Raw genomic sequence first — 21878 nt, forward strand, 5'->3', positions numbered from 1 at the left:
GTGCCATATGTGGGGGCCTTGCCCTAATGACGGCGAAGGTCCCACACCACGTTTCTGGGCTACGGGCGGTATTGCGTGGAAAACCCGTATTGTGGATCCGGGGCCGCGGGGGGTGGGCGGGGGGGCGCGTTCCTTGATGCTTTCGCTCAGGCCGCGAGCCGGGCGATGCGCTGCAATCGCCGCAGCGTGGTGTCGTCCTGCAGCGCCTGCTGGAAAAGCGAAATCTCCTGATCGATGCGGTCGCAGAGGGCCTCGGTGTTCCCCTTCAGCAAGCCGCGCGTCTGCAGCAAGGCGGCGACCGGCTTCTTGACGAGTTGTCTTGCCCGGCCAAGGGCTGCCTCCTCGACGGTGCCCCCCGGCACGATCTCCGCGACCAGGCCGAGCGCCCTGGCATCTTCGGCGCGAAGCGTGTCGCCGAGGCAGAAGAAGCGGAAGGCACCGGCATAGCCGAGCTTCTGCGGTGCCAGGATGCTGGTCGCCGCGTCCGGCACCAGGCCGAAATCGACGAACGGCACCCTGAACGTGCTCTCATCGGACGCGATCACCATATCGCAATGGAACAGGATGGTGCAGCCGACACCGACGGCATCGCCATCGACGCAGGCAAGGATGGGCTTGGGAAACGTCGCCAGCGTGCGGAACAGGTCGGTGACGGCGGCGATCAGTTTCTGGTGCTTGGTGGCGTCGAGGAATTCGGAGAAGTCGCCGCCCAGGCAGAAACAGCCTGCCAGGCCGCGCAGCACGACGACGCGAACCTCCTCATTGTCGGCGGCTTCATGGAAGGTCCTTGCCAGGCTTTCATAGGCCCTCCTGTCCAGCACCGGCCGGCCGTCACTCGACGACACGGTGACCACCAGCGTGTGGTTGCGAAGTTCAGGTTGCGGATGTGTGCTCATGACTGTCTCCGATCTCATGACGCACGCCTTTGCCCGAGCATGTCGGGATATCCCCTGGCCAGCACGGGAGCAAAATGATTGCGGCGCGACCGCACCACATCGAGGGTGTGTTCGTTGAAGGTCAGCAAGGTGGCGACCACCTGCTGGCTGCCATAGGTGCGCTGATAGCCCAGCGGGGTCGCCAGGAAATGCAGTTGCAAGGCGCGCAGCACCCACATCGGCTCGAACTCGATGATCACCTTGTCGACGCCGCGCTTCAGCCCCCACTCGACGAAACCGGCAATCAGTTCGGTGCCGACGGTCGAAACGCCGCGACGGCCGTCACGAAAACCGGGAGCCACCGCGTAGCGGGTCAATTCCCAGATGTTTGGACCCGATGGCGGCGTTCCTTCGGAAAGATCGGTCAAGACCTCGGTCAGCAGATGTGGCCGCGTCGTCGGCAACATCCTCTGATAACCCGCCACTTCACCGCCCCTGATGACGATCTGATGGACCGCCTCGTCGTGATCGAACTGGTCGAGTTCGAGCCCGTCGGGGCGCCTGAGGTCATCCCACCCCATCTCTTCGACGAATATCTTGTAGCGCAACCGATGGACGGCCTCCCAAAGGTCGGGACGCTCCATCAATTCCTGGGTTGTAAGGGAAAAAAGCATTCCGCCGTCTCCTGTGTTCAGAGGAAGATACGGCCGTGCTTTGATGAGAAAATTGCGTGATCGCGTAGGCAAAAATTCCAGGTCGGCACGGCCGACCTAACTAATGTAGCCGCGCCGTATCGCTTCCGCGACGGCCTGCACCCTGTTGACGGCACCTAGTTTGCTTTTGGCGTTAAGAAGATGTTTCTCCGAGGTGTGTTCGGAAATGCCGAGGATTTGCGAAATCTCCCATTCGGACTTGCCGACGGCGGCCCATTGCAGGCATTCGCGCTCGCGCGGCGTCAGCACGATATGATCGATGGTGCTGTTCGCCATGGTGTGGAGTTGCATGGCGCGGCCGACCGCGTAGGTCGAGACCAGCGACACCTGGCCGAATTCGGCGACGGACAATTCCACGGCCTCGCCGCCGAGCGACACCATGACGATCTGGCCGTCGAGCGTGATCAACGGAAAGGCCAATCCATCACGCAGTTTGAAGGCGCCGGCATCGCCCATCACTTCGCCGCTGCTCTTGTCGATCCGGATGCCCTGCGACGCCTCGTGCCATTGGAAGGGCGCCTGCAACTGTTTCATATGGCTGACGACTGGGTCATGATCGACATAGTTGCGCGCGACATAGCGCTCCAGCCACTCTCCCGGCCAATCGCAGAGAAGCACATGCTGCTTTTGCTGGCCGGCCGGCGTGCCTGGCTGCGGTACGGTTCCAGCCATCAGTGCGGTGAGACCGAAATCCGATGTTATGCCCAGCAGCCTTTCACAGACCGCCGCCGCCGTTGCGGCGTGCTGCAGTTGGTCTATGTATTCCAGCGTGCGATCGAACTGACCCATCGCAACATCAACCCCATGTTGCCTCGTGCATTGCGGCCAATGATGCGTGCCTGATTTACACTTCGCCACCGACCACGGATTGCAAATCGCATACTTATTTTGTGGCTTCCCTCACCGAGGCGGCCGGAGCTGATTTGCAAACCGGTTGAATCATATCCTGAAATCGGCGGGTTGAAATCAAAAACCATTGTGCCTGTACCATTTTCGTACCAAAATCGGTGCGAGCACGACTGTGGCGGAGTTTTATCTTGGCGTTCCGGTGGAGATCCTTCGCCTTTGCGATGCTGATCGGATTGCTGTCGTTCGCCGACGGCGCGCGCGCCGCGGCGCCTCAGGTTCCGATGCTGTGGGATGCCAAGGAGCGGCTGCCCAAACCAGACCTTTCGACGCTGCCCCGGCTGAGATTCCTGACCACCACGGACTTCCCGCCCTTCAACTTCCTCGACGGTGCGGGAAAGCTGTCCGGCTTCCATATCGATCTGGCACGCGCCATCTGCGCCGAGCTTGGCATCGTCGAAAAATGCCAGATCCAGGCCCTGCCTTGGGCCGAGCTGGAAGGCGCACTGCGCAAAGGCGAAGGCGAGGCGATCATCGCCGGCATCGCCGCAACACCGGAATCGCGCACGACCTACGCCTTCTCGCGCTCCTATCTACAGTTTCCAGCGCGCTTCATCATGCCGAAGAGCAAGGCACTGACCGAGCCCATCTTTGACAAATTGCACGGCAAGCGTGTCGGCGTGATATCAGGCTCGGCGCATGAGCGCATGCTGCGCGACTATTTCAGCACGGTTCAGGTCATCCCTTTCGACAGGCCGGAAGACCTCTATGCCGATCTCAAGGCCGGCAAGGTCGACGCCGCCTTCGGCGACGGCATGCGCCTGGCTTTCTGGCTGGGCGGCTCGGACGCGGCGGGCTGCTGCCGCTTTGCCGGCGGGCCCTATCTGGCGCCCGAATATCTGGGCACTGGCATGGCCATCGCCACCAAAGCGGACAATCCGGCGCTGGCCGCCGCGATCGATTACGCGCTGCAGGAAATTTCGATGAAAGGCACGTTCGCCGAATTTTATCTGCGCTATTTTCCGGTGAGCTTTTTCTGATCCGGTTCCGGTCAGCTTTGCCGGCCTGAGCTGAATCTCAACGACGCCCGGCCAAGGGCTTTCAGGTCAGCGTGCGCAGCCGCGCTTTGGCCGCGCGGCCTATGGCAGCGACCGTCAGCGTGTCGAGATCGAGCTGCCGACGGATCAGCTGCAGCACCCGCACCTCTTCCATGCGCATTTCGAGGTCGACGGCGGCAACCTCGAAGGCGGCGGCATAGGCGGTGTCGCGCAGCCGCTCAGGCAAGACCTCGGCGACTTCAGCCAGCACGCCCTCCAGCCCATGCTTTTCGTGCAGGCGCTTCTGGCAGTCCTGGGCGACGCCGACCAGCCTGTCGTGGTTGAAGTCCTCGAACACCGGCCAGGAGCGGACGACCTCGCCGATCCGCGCCAGTTCGACATCGGTCATGTCGCGGTCGGAGGCCGAGGTGATGACCATCAGATAGATCAGGGCTTCATGAGGTGTCGGCAATTTTTTCTCCTCGAACCGGACCTCGAAGTTAGGAACGCCCATTCTGCACCGCAAGGAAAAAGCGCCGCACGCGTTGACGCTCCGGCGCTGCACGCCTAGAGACCGGTTGAAAAACCCTTGCTGCGGCCCGCCTTCGGGCCGGCAAATGATTTGGAAAACTGTGACATGGCGGGATCAAACATCATCGATCTCAACCCCGAGCTGCTGGCGGCCGCGACCGAAAGCAAGGCGTGGCCGTTCGAGGAGGCCAAAAAGATCATCGAGCGCTACAAAGGCGCCGACTTCCCGCAAACAGTCCTGTTCGAGACCGGCTACGGGCCGTCCGGCCTGCCGCATATCGGCACGTTCGGCGAGGTGGCGCGCACCTCGATGGTGCGCCATGCCTTCCGCGTCCTGACGCAGGACAAGGTCGCGACCAAGCTGCTGTGCTTTTCCGACGATATGGACGGCATGCGCAAGATACCCGACAGTGTGCCGGACCGCGCCGCGCTCGAGCCGCATCTGCACAAGCCGCTGTCGTCGGTCCCCAACCCCTTCGGCGGCGACTATGCGAGCTTCGCCGACCACAACAACGCGATGCTTTGCCGCTTCCTCGACACGTTCGGCTTCGACTACGAGTTCGCCAGCGCGACGCAATACTACAAAGCTGGCCGTTTCGATGCGATGCTGCTGCGCGCCGCCGAACGCTATGAGCAGATCATGGCGGTGATGCTGCCGACGCTCGGGCCCGAGCGGCAGGCGACCTACAGCCCGTTCCTGCCGATCTCGCCGAAGAGCGGTCGGGTGCTTTACGTGCCGATGAAGCATGTCGACGCCAAGGCCGGCACCATCACCTTCGACGACGAGGGCACCGAGACGACGCTTTCGATCACCGGCGGCCGCGTGAAGCTGCAGTGGAAGCCGGATTTCGGCATGCGCTGGGCAGCGCTTGGCGTCGATTTCGAAATGTTCGGCAAGGACCACCAGACCAATGCGATGGTCTACGACCGCATCTGCAACATTCTGGGCGGACGGGCGCCGGAGCATTTCGTCTACGAACTGTTCCTCGACGAGAACGGCCAGAAGATCTCGAAGTCGAAAGGTAACGGGCTGACCATCGACGAGTGGCTGACCTATGCGCCGACCGAAAGCCTCGGGCTCTACATGTACCAGCGGCCGCGGCAGGCCAAGAAGCTGTATTTCGACGTCATCCCGCGGGCCGTGGACGAATACTATACGTTCCTCGCCGCCTATCCCCGGCAGGACTGGAAGGAACGGCTGGGCAATCCGGTCTGGCACATGCATGACGGCAACCCGCCCGCGATCGACATGCCGGTGCCGTTCTCGCTGCTGCTCAATCTGGTCAGCGCCTCCAACGCGCAGAACAAGGATGTGCTGTGGGGGTTCATTTCACGTCATACGCAAGGCGTGACGCCAAAGACGCATCCCGAGCTCGACCGGCTGGTCGGCCATGCGATCCGCTATTTCGACGATTTCGTGAAGCCGACGAAAACCTTCCGGCCCGCCGACGAGGTCGAGCGCGAGGCGCTGGCAGCCCTCGACGAAGCGCTTGGCGCGCTGCCGGCGGACGCCAGCGGCGAAGCGATCCAGAACGCCTCGCTCAATGTCGCACGCAGGATCGAGCGCTATCAGGATCATTCCAAGCAGAGCCCGGAAGGCGGCCCCGGCGTATCGGGCGCCTTCTTCCAGATGATCTACCAGGTGCTGATCGGCCAGGAGCGCGGCCCGCGCTTCGGCTCGTTCGCAGCACTCTATGGCGTTGCCGAGACACGTGCGCTCATTGAGCGGGCGCTGGCTGGTCAGCTGGCTTGAGCACGCCATCGACCTCTTCGAGGATCGAACTCGGCGCCTGAGGCGCCGGGCTCGGTGCGGCCGGCATCGCCGGCAGGCCGGAAAGGTTCGGCGCCGATCCGAAAATGCCCTTCTTCGCCGTGCGCGCCTTGTCGCCTGCCTCGATATAGGGGCCGCCCTTGGCGGCGCGCGCCCAGCCATTTTCGACCAGCCACTGACCGACATCCTGCTTGCCGATCCGGCACTCGGCTGCGATCAGGTCGCGGCCACCCTGCGGCGGCACCGTGCAGACCACCGCGCGGCCGCGCAGGAAGGCGCGGAACGCCGTCCGCGCCCGGACGCCGCACGGCCAGGGCTTGCCGTCCTCGCTGCAGGTCTCGTCCTGCCTGACGATGTCGATGCCGGAAACCGCGACCGAGTAACCCTTCGCCTCGATCAGGCCGGCGGCCGGCGCAACCGGCTGGAACAGCTTTGTGCCGTTCCAATCGTCAGGCATTTTCGGCTTGGGTGGCACAGCCAGCGCGAGCTTGCTCAACGGCTCGCGCGGCTCGACCCGTTCAAGCCCGTCGGCGGGCAGTTCCGGCGGCGCGACGATTTCGGGATCGATTGCCCTTGAATGCGGCCCCGGCTTCGGCGGCTGTGGAGCTGCGATGGCTGAGGTGGCCGGCTCCTGCGGCACCGTCCCGGCAGCCTGCTGCGCCATCGTATCGGCGCCCGGATCAAGCTGGTCCACGGCAATGACGCTTTCACTTCGTTTCAACGTGCGACCGCCGGTGACGACCATGGCCGCCATCACAGGGACCATCAGAACCGCCAGCGCATGATGGAGAAGCCGCACCAGCTTGACCTATTGGCTTGCCCAGACAATCCGCGCCACCCACTCGACATCGCGCATGGGAATGTCGCGGTCGGGATGATCGGGATTGAGCGAGACCAGCGCAATCGACTTGACGCTCTGGCGCTCGAGCACCTTGGCCATCACCTCGCCTGATGTGGTCTTGACAACGACGCGATCGCCCTTGCGGGTGACGGCGCCCGGTTCGACGATGAGGACGTCGCCATTGCGGTAGAGCGGCAGCATGGAATCGCCCTGCACCTGCAGCGCGTAGGAGCTCTCGGTCGATTGCGCCGGCAGTTCGACCAGATCCCAACCCTGCCCGACTGGAAAGCCGGCATCGTCGAAGAAGCCGCCGGCGCCGGCTTGGGCAAAGCCGAGCAACGGCACGGAGCTTCTGCGGGCGACCGAAGCGGCATGGCTGGTCGAAGCACCATTGCTTATCCCGGGCCGGCCTTCGATCAGACCGGTGAATTCGTCGAGTGAGGCGCCCGTTGCCTCGATGATCTTGGCCAGTGATTCGGTCGAGGGCCAGCGCGGCCGGCCATCCGACGACAAACGCTTCGACTTGTTGAAGGCAGTGGAATCGAGCCCCGCACGCTTGGCCAAACCCGAGGCCGAAAGCGAATAGCGCTTGGCAAGAGCATCGATGGCAGCCCAGACTCGGTCGTGCGAGAGCATGCTCGCTCTCCTTCGGTGCAGGAAAAAATACCTTTCCCTTCTAGTCTTGGAATGTCGTTTTGTCCACCGGTCGTGGAGTGGTTGCAAACGTTCCCGTCGATCGCGGAAAGTCCGATTACCGGGATCGATCGACGCCCTTGGCCAAGCTGCGCAGACCCTGGTGCGATGTCATGAAAATCCGCTCCGTTTGCGTCGGTGGCCGCGGGTTCACGGCACGACCAAGTGCCGAAACCACCTCGTCAATCTCAAGAAAGTTGCGAGCCTTGCGATCGTAGACGCCGGCTGTCGTCAGGATCAACGCGGCCGTCTCGCTATTGTCGAGGACGAAGCGGTGCTTGCCGACAACCTGGGTGCCTTCCCAGGTCTCGATCGAGGACACCACTTCGAAGCGGCGCCAAAGCCTGATCTCGCGTGCATAGACCGCCTGCAGTCCGCCCATCATCGGCGCCCAGCCATTCTTCCTTGCCAGCGTGATGAGGCCTGCACGAACAAACAGGTCGATGCGGCCGAGATCGGCCAGCATCATGTATCGCGCATTGTTGAGATGGATGTTGAAATCGATGTCGGTCGGCAGGCAGCGGAAAGCCAGCCGGCCTTCGCCGCCCATCACGTAGGGGCCACGGCTGCGTGCCGTGGCCATCATGCGCACCATGCGCGCCCAGACATACATTACAGCGCCCCGTGTCCTCTTGGACGCGCAAAGGTCGCTGCAAGACGCTTGATTTTGCTCATGCGTCAGGCTGCCTGCTTCACGTCGCCTTTCGCATAGGGATCGAAACGCTGGTAGAAGCTCTCGCCCTTCTCGGCCATGTCGAGCAGCAGCTTGGGCGCCTTGAACTCGGCGCCGTATTTCTTCTGCAAGCCCTTGGCGATCTTGACGAATGCCTTGGCGCCGATGCCGTCGATGTAGGACAGCGCACCGCCGGTGTAGGGAGCGAAGCCGAAAGCGAGGATCGAGCCGACATCGGCCTCGCGCGGGTCGGTGACGATGCCTTCTTCCATCACCCGCGCCGCTTCCAGCGCGATGGTGACCAGCAGCCGCTGCTGCAGTTCCCCATAATCGACCTTCTCGGGTGCAAGCTGCGGATAGAGATCCTTAAGGCCCGGCCACAGCTTCTTCTTGGCGGGCTTCGCCGGGTAATCGTAAAAACCCTTGCCGTTCTTGCGGCCGAAGCGGCCGTGATCGTCGACCATGGTGTTGATCAGCGCCATCTGCTTGGGATCGACCGCCTTGTCGCCCAAATCCCTGATGGTCTGCTTCATGATCTTCTGGGCAAGGTCGATGGCCGTCTCGTCGGTCAGCGCCAGGGGGCCGACCGGCATGCCGGCTGCCTTCGCCGCGTTCTCGATCATCGGCGCGGGAACGCCCTCGATCAGCATCTTGTAGGCTTCCGACATGTAGCGCAGCACGCAGCGATTGACGTAGAAGCCGCGCGTGTCGTTGACGACGATCGGCGTCTTCTTGATGGCGCGAACGAAGTCGATCGCGGTGGCCAGCGCCTTGTCGCCGGTCTTCTTGCCCAAAATAATCTCGACCAGCATCATCTTGTCGACCGGCGAGAAGAAATGGATGCCGATGAAATTCTTCGGCCGCGCAGAATTCTTCGCCAGGCCGGTGATCGGAATGGTCGAGGTGTTCGACGCGAAGATCGCCGATGGCTTCAGCACGGCTTCCGCCTGTTCGGTGGCGCTCTTCTTCACGCTCGAATCCTCGAAAACGGCCTCGACCACCAGATCGCAGCCGGCAAGGTCGGCATAGTCCGCCGTCGGCGTGATCAGCGACAGCAGTTTGTCCTTGTCCTCCGGCTTGGCGCGGCCCTTCTTAACCTGATCCGAGATCAGGCCGTCGGAATGCGCCTTGCCCTTGGTCGCCGACTCCAGATCACGGTCGAGCAGCACCACCGGGATGCCGGCCTTGGCGGTGACATAGGCGATGCCCGCGCCCATGAAGCCGGCCCCGAGAATGCCGATCTTCTTGAATTTGGTTTCCGGCACGCCGGCCGGGCGGCGGGCGCCCTTGTTCAGTTCCTGCAGCGACACGAACAGCGAGCGGATCATCGCCGCCGCTTCCCTGGTCTGCATGATCTCGGTGAAATAGCGCTGCTCGATGCGCAAGGCGGTGTCGAACGGCACCAGCAGGCCTTCATAGACGCATTTGAGGATCGCGGCGGCGGCCGGATAATTGCCGTAGGTCTCGCGACGCAGGATGGCGATGGCCGGTGGCCACAGATTGGCGCCCGCCACCGAGTAGATCGGGCCGCCGGGCAGCTTGAAACCTTTCTCGTCCCATGGCGCCACCGGCTTCAGGCCATTCCTGATCATCGCCTTGGCGGTCTCGACCAGTCTGACCGGCTCGGCGATCTCATGGATCAGGCCCATAGACTTGGCTTTCTGCGGCGACAGTGTCTGGCCGGAGGTCAGCATCTGCAGCGCCTGCTGCTGATCGGTCAGCCGCGGTACGCGCTGGGTGCCGCCGGCGCCGGGGAAGATGCCGATCTTCACCTCGGGAAGCGCCATTTTTACCTTGTCGCTGTCGGCGGCGACACGGCCGTGGCAGGCGAGCGACAATTCGAAGGCGCCGCCCATGCAGGTGCCGTTGATCGCCGACACCCACGGCTTTCCGCAAGTTTCCAGCTTGCGGAACAGGCCGGTCATCATGCCGGCATTGTCGAACAGCGCCTTGGTCGCCTTTTCGGCGTCCTTGCCCTTTTCCGCAGCGAAGGTCGTCAGCATCTTCTGCAGCAGGGTGATGTCTGCACCGCCGGAGAAGGTATCCTTGCCGGAAGTGATCACGGCGCCCTTGATGGCGGCATCACCAGCCACCTTGTCGACAATGGCGTTCAATTCCCGCATCGCCTCTTCGGTGAAAACGTTCATCGAGCGGCCAGGCATGTCCCAGGTGACCAGCGCAATGCCGTCGGCGTCGATGTCGAGGGTGAAATTGGTGTAGCTCATCGTTTCTCTCCCCGTCAGACGCGTTCGATGATGGTTGCGGTTCCCATGCCAGCGCCGATGCACAGCGTCACCAGAGCGGTGTTGAGATCGCGGCGCTCGAGTTCGTCCAGCACCGTGCCGAAGATCATCGCGCCGGTGGCGCCGAGCGGATGACCCATGGCGATAGCACCGCCATTGACGTTGATCTTGTCGTGATCGATGTCGAACGCCTGCATGTAGCGCAGCACCACCGAAGCGAAGGCTTCGTTGAGCTCGAACAGGTCGATGTCCGAGAGCTTCATCTTGGCGCGCTTCAACAGCTTCTCGGTGACGTCGACCGGGCCGGTCAGCATCAGCACCGGCTCGGAGCCGATGTTGGCGAAGGTGCGGATGCGGGCGCGCGGCTTCAGCCCCATCGCCTTGCCCGCCTTCTTCGAACCGAGCAGCACGGCGGCGGCGCCATCGACGATGCCGGAGGAATTGCCGGCATGATGGACGTGATTGACCTCTTCCACCTCGGGATGCTTCTGCACGGCGACGGCATCGAAGCCGCCCATTTCGCCTGGCATGACGAAGGACGGGTTGAGCGAGGCCAGCGACTGCATGTCGGTGGACGGGCGCATGTGTTCGTCATGGTCGAGGATGGTCAGGCCGTTCTGGTCCTTGATCGGGACGACGGAATTCTTGAAGCGGCCATCGGCCCAGGATTTGGCGGCGCGCTTCTGGCTCTCGACCGCATAGGCGTCGACGTCGTCTCTGCTGAAGCCGTATTTGGTGGCGATCAGGTCGGCCGAGATGCCTTGCGGCACGAACCAGCCGGGCAGGCCGACCGAAGGATCCATGAACCAGGCGCCGCCCGAGGCGCCCATGCCGACACGCGACATCGATTCGACGCCGCCGGCAATGACGATCTCATCGGCGCCCTGCGCGATCTTGGCGGCGCCGAAATTGATGGCGTCGAGCCCGGAAGCGCAGAAGCGTGAGATCTGCATGCCGGGCGCCTTGGTGTCGTAGCCGGCCTCGAAGGCGGCGGCGCGCGGAATGACCGAGCCGGCTTCGCCGACCGGATCGACGCAGCCGAAGATGATGTCATCGACATTGCCGGTGTCGAGCCCATTGCGGTCGCGCAGCGCCTCGAGCGTCTTGGCGGCAAGCCGCACCGCCGGCACCTCGTGCAGCGATCCGTCCTTCTTGCCCTTGCCGCGCGGTGTGCGCACAGCGTCATAGACATAAGCTTCAGCCATTTGCTTGCTCCTCGGGTTTGCCGGTCGTTGCCCTCAGAGAGAGCGGCCGATCAGCAATTTCATGATCTCATTGGTGCCGCCGTAGATGCGCTGGACGCGAGCGTCGCGGAACATGCGGGCGATCGGATATTCATTCATGTAGCCATAGCCGCCATGCAGTTGAAGGCATTCGTCGACGACTTTTCCCTGCAGGTCGCTGAGCCAGTACTTGGCCATCGACGCGGTCACAGGATCGAGGCCGCCGGCGATGTGGCGGGTGACGCAATCATTGTAGAAGACTCGGCCGATGGTGGCCTCGGTCTTGAGTTCGGCCAGCTTGAACTGGGTGTTCTGGAAATCGATGATCGCCTTGCCGAACGCCTTGCGCTCCTTGACGTAACGAATAGTCAGCGCCAGCGCCCGCTCGATCATGGCGATGGCACCGGTGCCGATCTGCAGTCGCTCCTGCGGCAGTTGCTGCATCAACTGTACGAAGCCCTGCCCTTCCTCGTGGCCGAGCAGGTTGGAGGTCGGCACGCGCATGTCGTTGAAGAACAGCTCCGACGTGTCGTTGGCCTTGAGCCCGATCTTGTCGAGGTTACGGCCGCGCTGAAAACCTTCGACCTCATCGGTCTCGACGACGATCAGCGAGGTGCCCTTGGCGCCCTTCTCCGGATCGGTCTTGGTGACGACGATGATGAAGTTCGCAAGCTGCCCATTGGTGATGAAGGTCTTGGAACCGTTGATCTTGTACTGGTTGCCATCCTTCTGCGCCCGCGTCTTGACGCCCTGCAGGTCGGAGCCGGCGCCGGGCTCGGTCATGGCGATGGCGCCGATCAGCTCGCCGGTCGCCAGTTTCGGCAGCCATTTCTTTTTCTGCTCCTCGGAGCCGTAGTGGAGGATATAAGGGGCGACGATCGAATTGTGCAGGCCGATGCCGAACCCGTCGACACCGACATGGCCGATGGCCTCGATGATAGCGCTCTCATGCGCGAATGTGCCGCCGGAGCCGCCATATTCCTCCGGCATCGAGGCGCAGAGCAGGCCGGCGGAACCTGCCTTCAGCCAGCTTTCGCGATCGACCATCTCGTTCTTCTCGAACTCGTCGTAGCGCGGCGCGATCTCCTCCGACATGAAGCGATGCGCCATGTCGTAGAGCATGCCGACCTCGTCCGCCGCCCAGGCGGGCTTCGGAAGGCCAAGGATTTCAGCTGGGTTGGTCATGCTGGTATGATACTCCTCCCGAGATGCATCATCGAAGCTGAAGTCGGCGCACTGCCGCAACGACCCCTCCCGGCCCTTCGGGCCACCCTCCCCTCGAGAGGGAGGGGGACGCAGGTCATCTTTAGAACGCTTCCGCCGGCAGTGCCATCAATGTGTCGGCGCCGCTCGAAATGCGGGCGAGATGCGCCGACGTCTCCGGCATGATCCGCTCCATGAAGAAGCGCCCCGTCACGACCTTGTTGTCGTAGAAAGCCACGTTGTTTTCATAAGAGGATTGCGCGCCATTGGCGCCCGTCTTGCCAAGTGCCACCTTGGCCATCTGCGCCCACATATAGCCCAGAGCAACCAGGCCGAAGAGATGCATGTAGTCGGTCGAGGCCGCACCGGCATTGTCGGGCTTGGCCATGCCGTTCTGCACCAGCCACATGGTCGCCGCCTGCAAATCGTTAAGACCTTTCTTCAGCGCCTTGGTGAATGGCGCCATTTTCTCGTCGGAGCGGTTCTCCTCGCAGAACTCACCGACCTCCTTGAAGAAGGCCTGCACGGCGCGGCCGCCATTCAGGCCGAGCTTGCGGCCGACGAGGTCGAGCGCCTGGATGCCGTTGGCGCCTTCATAGATCATGGCGATGCGGGCATCGCGCACGAACTGGCTCATGCCATGCTCTTCTATGTAGCCGTGACCGCCGAACACCTGCTGCGCCATGACGGCGTGGTCGAACCCTTTGTCCGTGAGCACGCCCTTGACCACCGGTGTCATCAGGCCGGTGTAGTCGTCGGCGGCCTGGCGGTCCTTGTCGTCACCCGAGCGGTGAGCGACATCGGACTTGATCGCCGTCCACAGCGCCAGCGCGCGGCCGGCCTCGTTGAAGGCTTTCATGGTCATCAGGCTGCGGCGGATGTCGGGATGGACGATGATCGGGTCGGCCTTCTTGTCCGGCGCCTTCGGCCCCGACAATGAGCGGCCCTGCAAACGGTCCTTGGCGTAGGACACGGCGTTCTGGTAGGCGATCTCCGACAGCGAAAGCCCCTGCAGGCCGACGCCGAGGCGCGCCTCGTTCATCATCGTGAACATCGCCTTCAGGCCGCCATTGGCCTCGCCGAGCAGCGCGCCCTCAGCCTCGTCATAGTTCATGACGCAGGTCGAATTGCCATGGATGCCCATCTTCTCCTCGATCGAGCCGCAGGAGACGGTGTTCCTGGTGCCCGGATTGCCCGACGGGTCGAGCTTGAGCTTCGGCACGATGAACAGCGAGATGCCCTTGACGCCTTCCGGCGCGCCCTCGATGCGGGCCAGAACCAGATGGACGATGTTGTCCGACATGTCGTGTTCGCCGGCCGAGATGAAGATCTTCTGGCCTGAAATTTTATAGGTGCCATCGCCGTTCGGCACCGCCTTTGTCCGCAACAGGCCGAGATCCGTGCCACAATGCGGCTCTGTCAGGTTCATGGTGCCGGTCCAGGCACCCTCGATCATCCTCGGCAACCATGTCGCCTTCTGCTCGTCGGTGCCGTGGGTGATGATCGCGGCGATCGCACCCTGCGTCAGGCCCGGATACATCATCAAGGACATATTGGCCGAGACCATATATTCGGCGACAGCGGTGTGCACGGCATAGGGCAGGCCCTGGCCGCCGAACTCGACGGGTGCGGCCAATCCCATCCAGCCGCCCTCACGATACTGGTCGAAGGCCTCCTTGAAGCCTTTCGGCGTGGTCACCGAGCCATCGTCGTGACGCACACAGCCTTCCATGTCGCCGACACGGTTCAGCGGATGCATGACGTTTTCGGCGAGCTTGGCGCCTTCGGCGAGGATCGCCTCGAGCACATCGGGCGTGGCATCGGCAAATCCGGGAAGGTTCGAATAACGCTGATAACCCAGAACCTCGTTGAGCACGAACAGCGTATCCTGGACCGGAGCCCTGTATGTCGGCATGCTTTTCTCCACCCTGCAAACCCGGTCCGAATACCCCCAAGACAGGCCAGGGCGGCATGCGGACCCATATTGGGAGCGGATAGCAAAAATTGACGTGTGCGTAAACGTCAATTTTTTCGATGCGACAAGATTCCCCGCCCACTGGAGCAATGAGCGTAGCGGCGCGACGTTGCGCAAGCCAGCGCCGAAAGGCCATAAGAGTGGGCCAGGACAACGAAAAGCCGCGTGGCAGGCCACGCGGCTTTGATCGTCAGACAATTGGCGGAGGACTTAGCTGGCGGCGCTCGCCTGCGGTGCCGAACGCTCGCTCAGCATCTGTCGCACCGCCGACATCGAGCCGCTCAGCTCGTTGATGGCGTCGTCGATCAGCGCCTTTTGCTTCTGCAGGCGGGCAAGCTGCTTTTCCGACTTGTCCAGCGCAAGCTTGAGCTGCTTGGTGTTTGAACCGGTCGGATCGTAGAGATCCATCATCTGCTTGACGTCGCGCAACGAGAACCCGACCTTGCGGCCAAGCAGGATCAGCTTGAGGCGGGCCTTGTCGCGGCGCGTGTAGAGACGGGTCGAACCGTCGCGCTGCGGGTTGAGCAGGCCTTTGTCTTCGTAGAAACGCAGCGTGCGCAGCGTCACTCCATATTTCTTCGCCATCTCGCCGATGCGGACGAGGTCCTCGCCGGCTTCGGCAGACATATTGGTATTGGCCGCGGTCTCGCCGGCCGAGATAAGCTTCATGGTCACTGGCTTCCCCGTCTGGTGGCGTCGCGGTCCCGGACCGTGCGTCGCCTGACTGGAAGCGGGGGCCTGCTTCCAGTCGTGGTTTCAACAAACAAATCGCAAACATGCGCTCAATGCGCCTTTTACGTTTACGTCAATTCTATACCGATTGCCGCATGATGACGCAAGGGCGTTCTGCGCGCCGCCCTTTATGCCGCACCGTCAGGCCAGCAGCCGACATCCTTTCAATTTCTTAAGTTTGGTTAACGCGTTGTTTACCACGTTGGGGGAAATGTGGGCGCGTCGGCTACCCGTGTTTATCCTGTATCGAATTTTTCACGGTTTTTCGGAGCGCGGGCGAGAGCCCGGGAAGCTCGTCTTCCGCCGCGGCATCGCCGCCGGTCGCCTTCGTTCCGATAGGGACCTGGGGGAACTGGCCGCGAGCCAGCCATTCTGAAAGACGGACGCACCGATGAACAGCAAGCGGTCCTATCTCGATACACTCAATGCCGGCAGGCAGCGCAGGCCGCAGACCACGCTCGAGCAGTTGAACCAGTCGCTGGAGACGCTGGAGCAGCGGCTGGAGCGGACGCGCGAGGATCCGATGGCACGTCCCGATCCCCGCCAACCAGATCTGCGCCAAACCGATCCCCGCCAATATGCTGCCGACGCGCGCTATCCCGCCGCCCGGCCCTCTGGCCAGCAGCGCTGGTATGAGGACCCGCAGCCCGCGCCGCGTCCGAAGAGCCCGCTGCAGGGAGCCGCCGCTTTCGAGCAGAATTACCAGGCCATTGCCCGCGATATCGATCGCGTGCGCGGCCAGGAGGATGGCGTTGCCATGGTCGGCAAGATCGCCGGCGAATTGCGCGGCATGCGCGAGGAACTGCGCCACCAGATGACCGCAGGTCTGCAGCGGGAATTCGAAGCGCTGCGCAAGGACATCGAGCGGGCTTTCCAGTCAGGCGCAAGGCCCGGTGCTTTGGCCAAGGGCAGTGCTGAACTCGGCCTTGAGTTCGAGCGGCTTTCGGGCGCCATCCAGACCCTGGCCGAGAAGAGCGACGACAGAAGCGTCAACATGCTGCGGCTCGAACTCGAACAGGTCAAAGCCGCACTCGACACGCTGGCACGCGAAGAGAGCGTGCAGAAGGTCGACCGCCGCTGGGACGATTTCGATCGCCGCTGGACGGCGTTCGAAGACCGCGTCGACGCCGACCAGCGCAAGCGCTCGGACGACCCGGGCCTGTCTGCTCTGACGGCCCGGCTGGAGCAAATCAGCAATGCCGTCAACAATTTGCCGGAATCGTTGTCGCTGCGCTCGCTGGAGGAGAAGGTGCGCACGCTTGCCGGCGCTGTCGACCATTTCGCCAGCCAGCAGGACAATCGCGGCAGCGACACACTTGGCATGATCGACGAGCGGCTGGACGAGATCTCCCGCGCCATCGTCGCATCCACGGTCGCGGCGCAAGCCAATTCATTCGACCACGAGGCTTTCGAGCGCATCGAGAGGCGGATCGACTCGCTTGCCAGCCAGATCGAGGAAGTGGCGCAGGATCGTCCAGGCAACGCGGTCATGGACCGGCTGAGCACGCTGTCCGGTCGGGTCGACGAGCTCGGCGGTCGCGCCAATCTGCCCGAGCAGGCGATGGAGCGCCTGGCCAAGCAGATCGCACTCATCGCCGACAAGATCGACCAGGCGCCCGCCATGCCTGACGCCGACTACATCTTCCATGGGCTGGAGCAGCGCTTCGACGTGCTGTCGAGCATGATGGAACGCCGCCAGGGTGACGCCATCGAACAGGGCAACATGCTGTTCCGCGATCTCGAGCGCAGACTGGACGAGGTTGCCGACAGGCTCGACCAGCGCATGCCGCAGGTCGACAGCGCCGGCATCATGGAAGCCATCGATGCCCGCTTTACGGCGCTCGCCAAGCGTATGGAAACGCGTGTGCCCGATCCCGCGGGCGAAGCCGCGATCCGCGGCCTGGAGAGCCGGCTCGAAGACATTTCAAGCCGGCTGGACGCGTCGGCCGCACAGGTCGCCGGCATCGATCCGGCGCTGATCCGCAGCCTGGAAGCACAGGTTGCCGGCCTGTCCGCTCATCTTTCCAAGCCCAGCACCCCGCTGCCGGAATTCGAGGACATCAGCCCGCGTCTCAACGAAATTGAAAAGTCGCTCGCAGGAACCCGCGATTCCATCCTTGGCGCGGCGCGCGAAGCGGCCGAGAACGCAGTGCAATCGCTGGCCGGTTCGAGCGCCAATACGACCGCGGTTTCCGGCCTCGCCCAGGATTTGAAGACACTTGAAACGCTGACGCGGCGCTCCGACGAGCGCAATTCGAGAACGTTCGAGGCCATCCACGACACGTTGCTCAAGATCGTCGACCGGCTAGGTTCGCTCGAACCCGGCGAGCCGGTCGAGGCGATGAGCGAATTGCTGGATGCGGCACCGGCCGAGCCGAGCAACTGGCGCGGCGCCCGGCGGCCCAAAATGGCTGTCGACGCGCCGTCGATGGATATCGATCAGCCCCTGCCATTGACCGGGGACATGGCCGATCTCGATGGCCGTGCCGCCGCCATCCTGCGCAACGAGCCGAGTGCGCGTGGCGACCTGGGTACGCGTGGCGACCTGGGTACGCGTGGCGACCTGGGTATTGGTATCGGCACGCGCACGCCGGCCGAGGCTGCGGCGGCGGCTGCCATGGCCGCGCTCGGTTCGGACACGATCGCCGAGAAAGGCGAACAGGCAGGCGGCCGCAAGTCGTTGTTCGGTGGCCTGGCTCGCGCCTTCAAGGGCAAGAAGGAGGCGGACATGCCGCCACTGGCCGGCTCGGCGCCGAGTGCCCCGATCCCGAGCGTCGATCTCGACGAGCCGCTCGATCCGAAAATGGCCAACCGGCCGCTGGAGCCCGGCTCCGGCGCACCTGACCTCAATGCCATCATGAAGCGCGTGCGTGACGAGCGCGGCCAGCCGGCCAAGCCCAGCGACACCGATGCCGCCAAATCGGATTTCATCGCCGCGGCCCGGCGCGCGGCGCAGGCCCCCGCCGCCGAGGCCGATGCGCTGAAGCGCCAGTCGACGGTGACCGGACCGGTGAAGGCGCTGCGGATCGGCGACCTGCTCAAGGCACGGCGCAAGCCAATCCTGATGGGGACAACCGCGATCCTGCTGGCGCTGGGCGCTCTGCAACTGGGCAAGGCCTTCTTCGCTGATCCGGCCCAGGTGGCGAGCAACGATGTCGCGCCGATCGTCGCCTCGCAGCCGGTGCAGACCGCCTCGCTCGATGCCGCGAGCCAGCCAAAGACGGACGCGCAGCCCGCGGCAGTGGAAAGCGCGCCGGACCATGCCGTCAGACAGGCCGAGCCGTCCGCACCGGCAACCAAGGACGACATGGCCGCGCAAAGCATGATTGCCACGCCGTCAGGCGCCGAGCCGTCGATGGGTGCCGCGCCGACCGCCGAGCCGGTTCCGGCGCCCGTCGCCTTGGCCACATCGGCCGATGCGAACCCAGCGGTGTCCGAGACAACAGCCCCGGCTGCGCCGCCCTCGACCGTTCCGGTCGCCCCGGAAGCTGCCGATACCGACACCGGCATCCAGCCTATGGCGGCAGAGCCGACCATCGCCAAGGACACCACGGGCGCGGTTCCGCCGGTGGACGCTTCGCCGGCGACGACGGCAAAGTTCGACATTCCCGCTGACGCCGGCCCGCCCGCCTTGCGTGATGCCGCCGCCGGCGGCGACGCCAAGGCGCTGTTCGAAATCGGCTCGCGCTATGCCGAGTCGCGCGGCGTCAAGGAAGACATGGCGGCAGCGGCCAAGTGGTACGAGAAATCGGCGGAACTCGGCTTCGCGCCGGCCGAATACCGCATCGGAAATTTCTACGAAAAGGGCGTCGGCGTCGCGCGCGACATCAAGAAGGCGAAGACCTGGTACCAGCTTGCCGCAGCACAGGGCAACGCCAGCGGCATGCACAATCTAGCCGTCCTGTTCGCCATGGCGGCAGACGGCGTGACCGACAATGAATCGGCCGCGCACTGGTTCCAGGCGGCGGCCGATGTCGGCGTCAAGGACAGCCAGTTCAACCTCGGCATCCTCGCCGCTAAGGGCGTCGGCATGAAACAGAACCTCGAGGAATCCTACAAATGGTTCGCGCTTGTCGCCAAGACCGGCGACAAGGATGCGGCGGCCAAGCGTGACGAGATCGCCAATGCGCTGCGGCCCGAGCAGCTCGAACGCGCCCGCGCCGCGACTGAGCTGTGGAAGGCCAAGCCGTTGGATGCGGCGGCCAATTCGGCCGACATTCCTGAATCCTGGCAGGACGGCACACCGCAGACGACAGCCAGCATCGACATGAAGAAGGCCGTCCAGAACATCCAGCGCATTCTCAACAAGAACGGCTACGACGCCGGCGGCGCCGACGGCAAGATGGGCCAGAAGACGAAGACCGCGATCATGGCTTTCCAGACCGACAACAAGATGCCGGCGACCGGCGAAGTCGATGAAAAACTGGTCAAGGCGCTGCTGGCGCGCAAATAACGGCGGAGGCGTCGTTTCCACGACGCCTCTGCCACACATTCGCCTGTTAACTGATTGAGATGTTTTTTGTTTCGGCGGCGTAGCGCGGTTTGACTTCGCAGCACCTCCGGCGCAAGAACGAATTGGCTTGTCGGTCCAAGATGCCCGCAACGGTTGCATTCGCCGACGGCAGAACTGATCGAGACTGACGGGTGGGCATCTATCTCCCGATCGCGGAAATTTCCGTCAATATCTTCGTCCTGCTGGCCATGGGCGCGGCGGTGGGTTTCCTGTCGGGCATGTTCGGCGTCGGCGGCGGCTTCCTCATCACGCCGCTCTTGATCTTCTACAACATACCCCCGGCGATCGCGGTCGCCACCGGCGCCAACCAGGTCATCGCCTCCTCCGTCTCCGGCGTCCTTTCGCACATGAAGCGCGGTACGCTCGATTTCAAGCTCGGCGGGGTGTTGCTGGCCGGCGGCATTGTCGGCTCCACCGGCGGCATCTACGTCTTCGCCTTCCTGCGCCGCCTCGGCCAGCTCGACCTGTTCATCTCGCTGCTCTACGTCGTGCTGCTCGGCACCGTCGGCGGGCTGATGTTGGTCGAAAGCGTCAATGCGCTACGCGCCACGCGCAGCGGTGCGGCGCCGGTGCTGAAGAAATCCGGCCAGCACAACTGGATCCACCGCTTGCCGCTGAAGATGCGGTTCAGGGCGTCAAAACTGTTCGTCAGCGTCATCCCCGTACTTGGCCTTGGCGCCGGTATCGGCTTCCTGTCGTCGATCATGGGCGTCGGCGGCGGCTTCATCATGGTGCCGGCACTGATCTATCTGCTGAAAGTGCCGACCAACGTCGTCATCGGCACCTCGCTGTTCCAGATCATCTTCACCTCCGCCTATACGACGCTGGTCCACGCCACCACCAACCAGACGGTCGATGTCGTGCTGGCCTTCCTGCTGATGGCGGGCGGCGTCGCCGGTGCGCAGTACGGCGCCAAGGCCGGCCAGAGGCTGCGCGGCGAGCAGCTCAGGGCGTTGCTGGCGCTGCTCGTGCTGGCGGTGGCGATACGATTGGCGATCGATCTGTTCGTCACCCCGCCCAACCTCTATTCGCTGTCTGCCGCGGGCCTCAACTGATGAGGGCTCGCAACACATTCGCAACCGCCATTGTCCTGTCGCTGCTTGCGGCCGCCGTGCCGGCGAAGGCACAGGTCCCGCTGACCGAAGGCATCCAGATCGGGCTCTCCACCGACAACGTCTCGATCACCGCCGGCTTTTCCGGGGCCGACCTGACCATCTTCGGTTCGCTGGAAAACCCGGATCCACTCGTCGCGCGCCAAGGCCGTTACGACGTCATCGTCGTGCTCGAAGGTCCGCCCAAGCCGGTGGTGGTGCGCCGCAAGGACAGGGTGCTCGGCGTCTGGGTCAATCTGGACTCCGAGACCTTCGAAAACGTGCCCGTCTCCTATTCGGTGGCGACGACGCGGCCGCTGCAGGACATCACCGAACCCAACAGCTACAAGCAGCTGTCGCTCGGCGCCTCCAACCTCTATATGCAGCCCGCCGATGCCGGCGACAGCCCGGCGACGATCGAGGAGTTCACGGCGGCACTGCGGGAGCGCAAGTCGGCGACCGGCCTCTACAGCGAGAATGTCGGCGGCGTGCAATTTTTGTCGCAGAACCTTTTCCGCGCCACCGTCAGGCTGGCACCGAATGTGCCAGTTGGAACCCATAAAGCCCGCGCGTTCCTGTTCAAGAGCGGCCTGTTCATCAAGGAAAGCTCGGCCCAGCTCGAAATCCGCAAATCCGGTTTCGAACAGTCGATCTTCCGTGTCGCGCACAATTATTCGTTCCTCTATGGCGTCTTCGCGATATCGCTGGCCATGCTGACTGGCTGGCTTGGAAGGCTGATCTTCCGGCGGGACTAATGCATGTCGCCCAAAAGTGGCCCCGGTTTTGGGAGAACGACATGCATCGAATCAAGACCTGAAGTGCGTCGCGTGAATCCGCTCAAACGCGACGCACTTCAGAACTTTCCCCGAAAAGTGGTTTCCCTTTGCCGAGGCATGCGGTAGACCGCGCTCCCCAGCC

17 protein-coding genes are annotated in these 21878 nt (G+C 63.4%); 5 read left to right on the forward strand and 12 right to left on the reverse strand.

Features of this window, described 5'->3' with window-relative positions:
* Nucleotides 1-146 precede the first annotated feature (146 nt).
* The 3 genes from NKJ37_RS06790 to NKJ37_RS06800 all read right to left on the reverse strand — a co-directional run bounded on the left by NKJ37_RS06790 (nt 147) and on the right by NKJ37_RS06800 (nt 2377).
* Nucleotides 147-896 (reverse strand): enoyl-CoA hydratase-related protein, encoded by a 750-nt coding sequence (locus tag NKJ37_RS06790; RefSeq protein ID WP_013533649.1) that lies wholly within the window; start codon nt 894-896, stop codon nt 147-149.
* 14 nt (nt 897-910) lie between these two features.
* Nucleotides 911-1549: an acyl-homoserine-lactone synthase gene (locus NKJ37_RS06795; RefSeq protein ID WP_352773348.1), complete on the reverse strand. Its 639-nt coding sequence runs from the start codon at nt 1547-1549 to the stop codon at nt 911-913.
* A gap of 96 nt (nt 1550-1645) precedes the next feature.
* Entirely contained in the window at nt 1646-2377 is a 732-nt protein-coding gene (locus NKJ37_RS06800) for a helix-turn-helix transcriptional regulator (protein WP_023811347.1), read from the reverse strand.
* 248 nt (nt 2378-2625) lie between these two features.
* Between NKJ37_RS06800 and NKJ37_RS06805 the strand changes: the two genes are divergently transcribed.
* Nucleotides 2626-3474 (forward strand): ABC transporter substrate-binding protein, encoded by an 849-nt coding sequence (locus NKJ37_RS06805; RefSeq protein WP_352773351.1) that lies wholly within the window; start codon nt 2626-2628, stop codon nt 3472-3474.
* Nucleotides 3475-3535: 61 nt separating this feature from the next.
* Here NKJ37_RS06805 and NKJ37_RS06810 read toward each other — a convergent pair whose 3' ends face one another.
* On the reverse strand, nt 3536-3985 hold the full coding sequence (locus NKJ37_RS06810) for a tellurite resistance TerB family protein (protein ID WP_352719733.1): 450 nt from the start codon (nt 3983-3985) through the stop codon (nt 3536-3538).
* Between the two features lie 123 nt (nt 3986-4108).
* On the opposite strand from NKJ37_RS06810, the gene NKJ37_RS06815 reads away from it, so the two are divergent.
* Nucleotides 4109-5755 (forward strand): lysine--tRNA ligase, encoded by a 1647-nt coding sequence (locus NKJ37_RS06815; RefSeq protein ID WP_352773354.1) that lies wholly within the window; start codon nt 4109-4111, stop codon nt 5753-5755.
* Here the strand turns inward: NKJ37_RS06815 and NKJ37_RS06820 are convergent.
* From NKJ37_RS06820 to NKJ37_RS06855, 8 genes are all read right to left on the reverse strand, one after another.
* Nucleotides 5721-6572, reverse strand: coding sequence for a thermonuclease family protein (locus NKJ37_RS06820; protein WP_352773357.1), 852 nt, complete (start codon nt 6570-6572; stop codon nt 5721-5723). The genes NKJ37_RS06815 and NKJ37_RS06820 overlap by 35 nt on opposite strands.
* A gap of 9 nt (nt 6573-6581) precedes the next feature.
* Nucleotides 6582-7250, reverse strand: coding sequence for a S24 family peptidase (locus tag NKJ37_RS06825; RefSeq protein ID WP_352773360.1), 669 nt, complete (start codon nt 7248-7250; stop codon nt 6582-6584).
* A 115-nt stretch (nt 7251-7365) separates the two neighbouring features.
* Entirely contained in the window at nt 7366-7920 is a 555-nt protein-coding gene (locus tag NKJ37_RS06830; protein ID WP_352610729.1) for a thioesterase family protein, read from the reverse strand.
* A gap of 65 nt (nt 7921-7985) precedes the next feature.
* Nucleotides 7986-10205 carry a 3-hydroxyacyl-CoA dehydrogenase NAD-binding domain-containing protein gene (locus NKJ37_RS06835; RefSeq protein ID WP_352773363.1) on the reverse strand — a complete coding sequence of 740 codons (2220 nt, stop codon included), beginning with the start codon at nt 10203-10205 and terminating at the stop codon, nt 7986-7988.
* Nucleotides 10206-10219: 14 nt separating this feature from the next.
* A complete protein-coding gene (locus tag NKJ37_RS06840) occupies nt 10220-11428 on the reverse strand; it encodes an acetyl-CoA C-acetyltransferase (protein WP_127295300.1) in 1209 nt (402 codons plus the stop codon).
* A 33-nt stretch (nt 11429-11461) separates the two neighbouring features.
* Complete coding sequence (locus tag NKJ37_RS06845; RefSeq protein WP_023811355.1) at nt 11462-12631, reverse strand: acyl-CoA dehydrogenase family protein; 1170 nt, start codon at nt 12629-12631, stop codon at nt 11462-11464.
* Between the two features lie 121 nt (nt 12632-12752).
* Complete coding sequence (locus NKJ37_RS06850; RefSeq protein WP_352439632.1) at nt 12753-14564, reverse strand: acyl-CoA dehydrogenase; 1812 nt, start codon at nt 14562-14564, stop codon at nt 12753-12755.
* A 270-nt stretch (nt 14565-14834) separates the two neighbouring features.
* Complete coding sequence (locus tag NKJ37_RS06855; RefSeq protein ID WP_128304373.1) at nt 14835-15293, reverse strand: MerR family transcriptional regulator; 459 nt, start codon at nt 15291-15293, stop codon at nt 14835-14837.
* 454 nt (nt 15294-15747) lie between these two features.
* Between NKJ37_RS06855 and NKJ37_RS06860 the strand changes: the two genes are divergently transcribed.
* From NKJ37_RS06860 to NKJ37_RS06870, 3 genes are all read left to right on the forward strand, one after another.
* Nucleotides 15748-19809 carry a peptidoglycan-binding protein gene (locus tag NKJ37_RS06860; protein ID WP_352773367.1) on the forward strand — a complete coding sequence of 1354 codons (4062 nt, stop codon included), beginning with the start codon at nt 15748-15750 and terminating at the stop codon, nt 19807-19809.
* A 191-nt stretch (nt 19810-20000) separates the two neighbouring features.
* Nucleotides 20001-20924 carry a sulfite exporter TauE/SafE family protein gene (locus NKJ37_RS06865; RefSeq protein ID WP_023811359.1) on the forward strand — a complete coding sequence of 308 codons (924 nt, stop codon included), beginning with the start codon at nt 20001-20003 and terminating at the stop codon, nt 20922-20924.
* Nucleotides 20924-21715: a TIGR02186 family protein gene (locus NKJ37_RS06870; RefSeq protein WP_027161734.1), complete on the forward strand. Its 792-nt coding sequence runs from the start codon at nt 20924-20926 to the stop codon at nt 21713-21715. The genes NKJ37_RS06865 and NKJ37_RS06870 overlap by 1 nt, the downstream gene beginning before the upstream one ends.
* Nucleotides 21716-21878: the final 163 nt, after the last annotated feature.

Origin of the sequence: Mesorhizobium sp. M0140, assembly GCF_040322475.1 — a bacterium.
GTDB lineage: Bacteria > Pseudomonadota > Alphaproteobacteria > Rhizobiales > Rhizobiaceae > Mesorhizobium.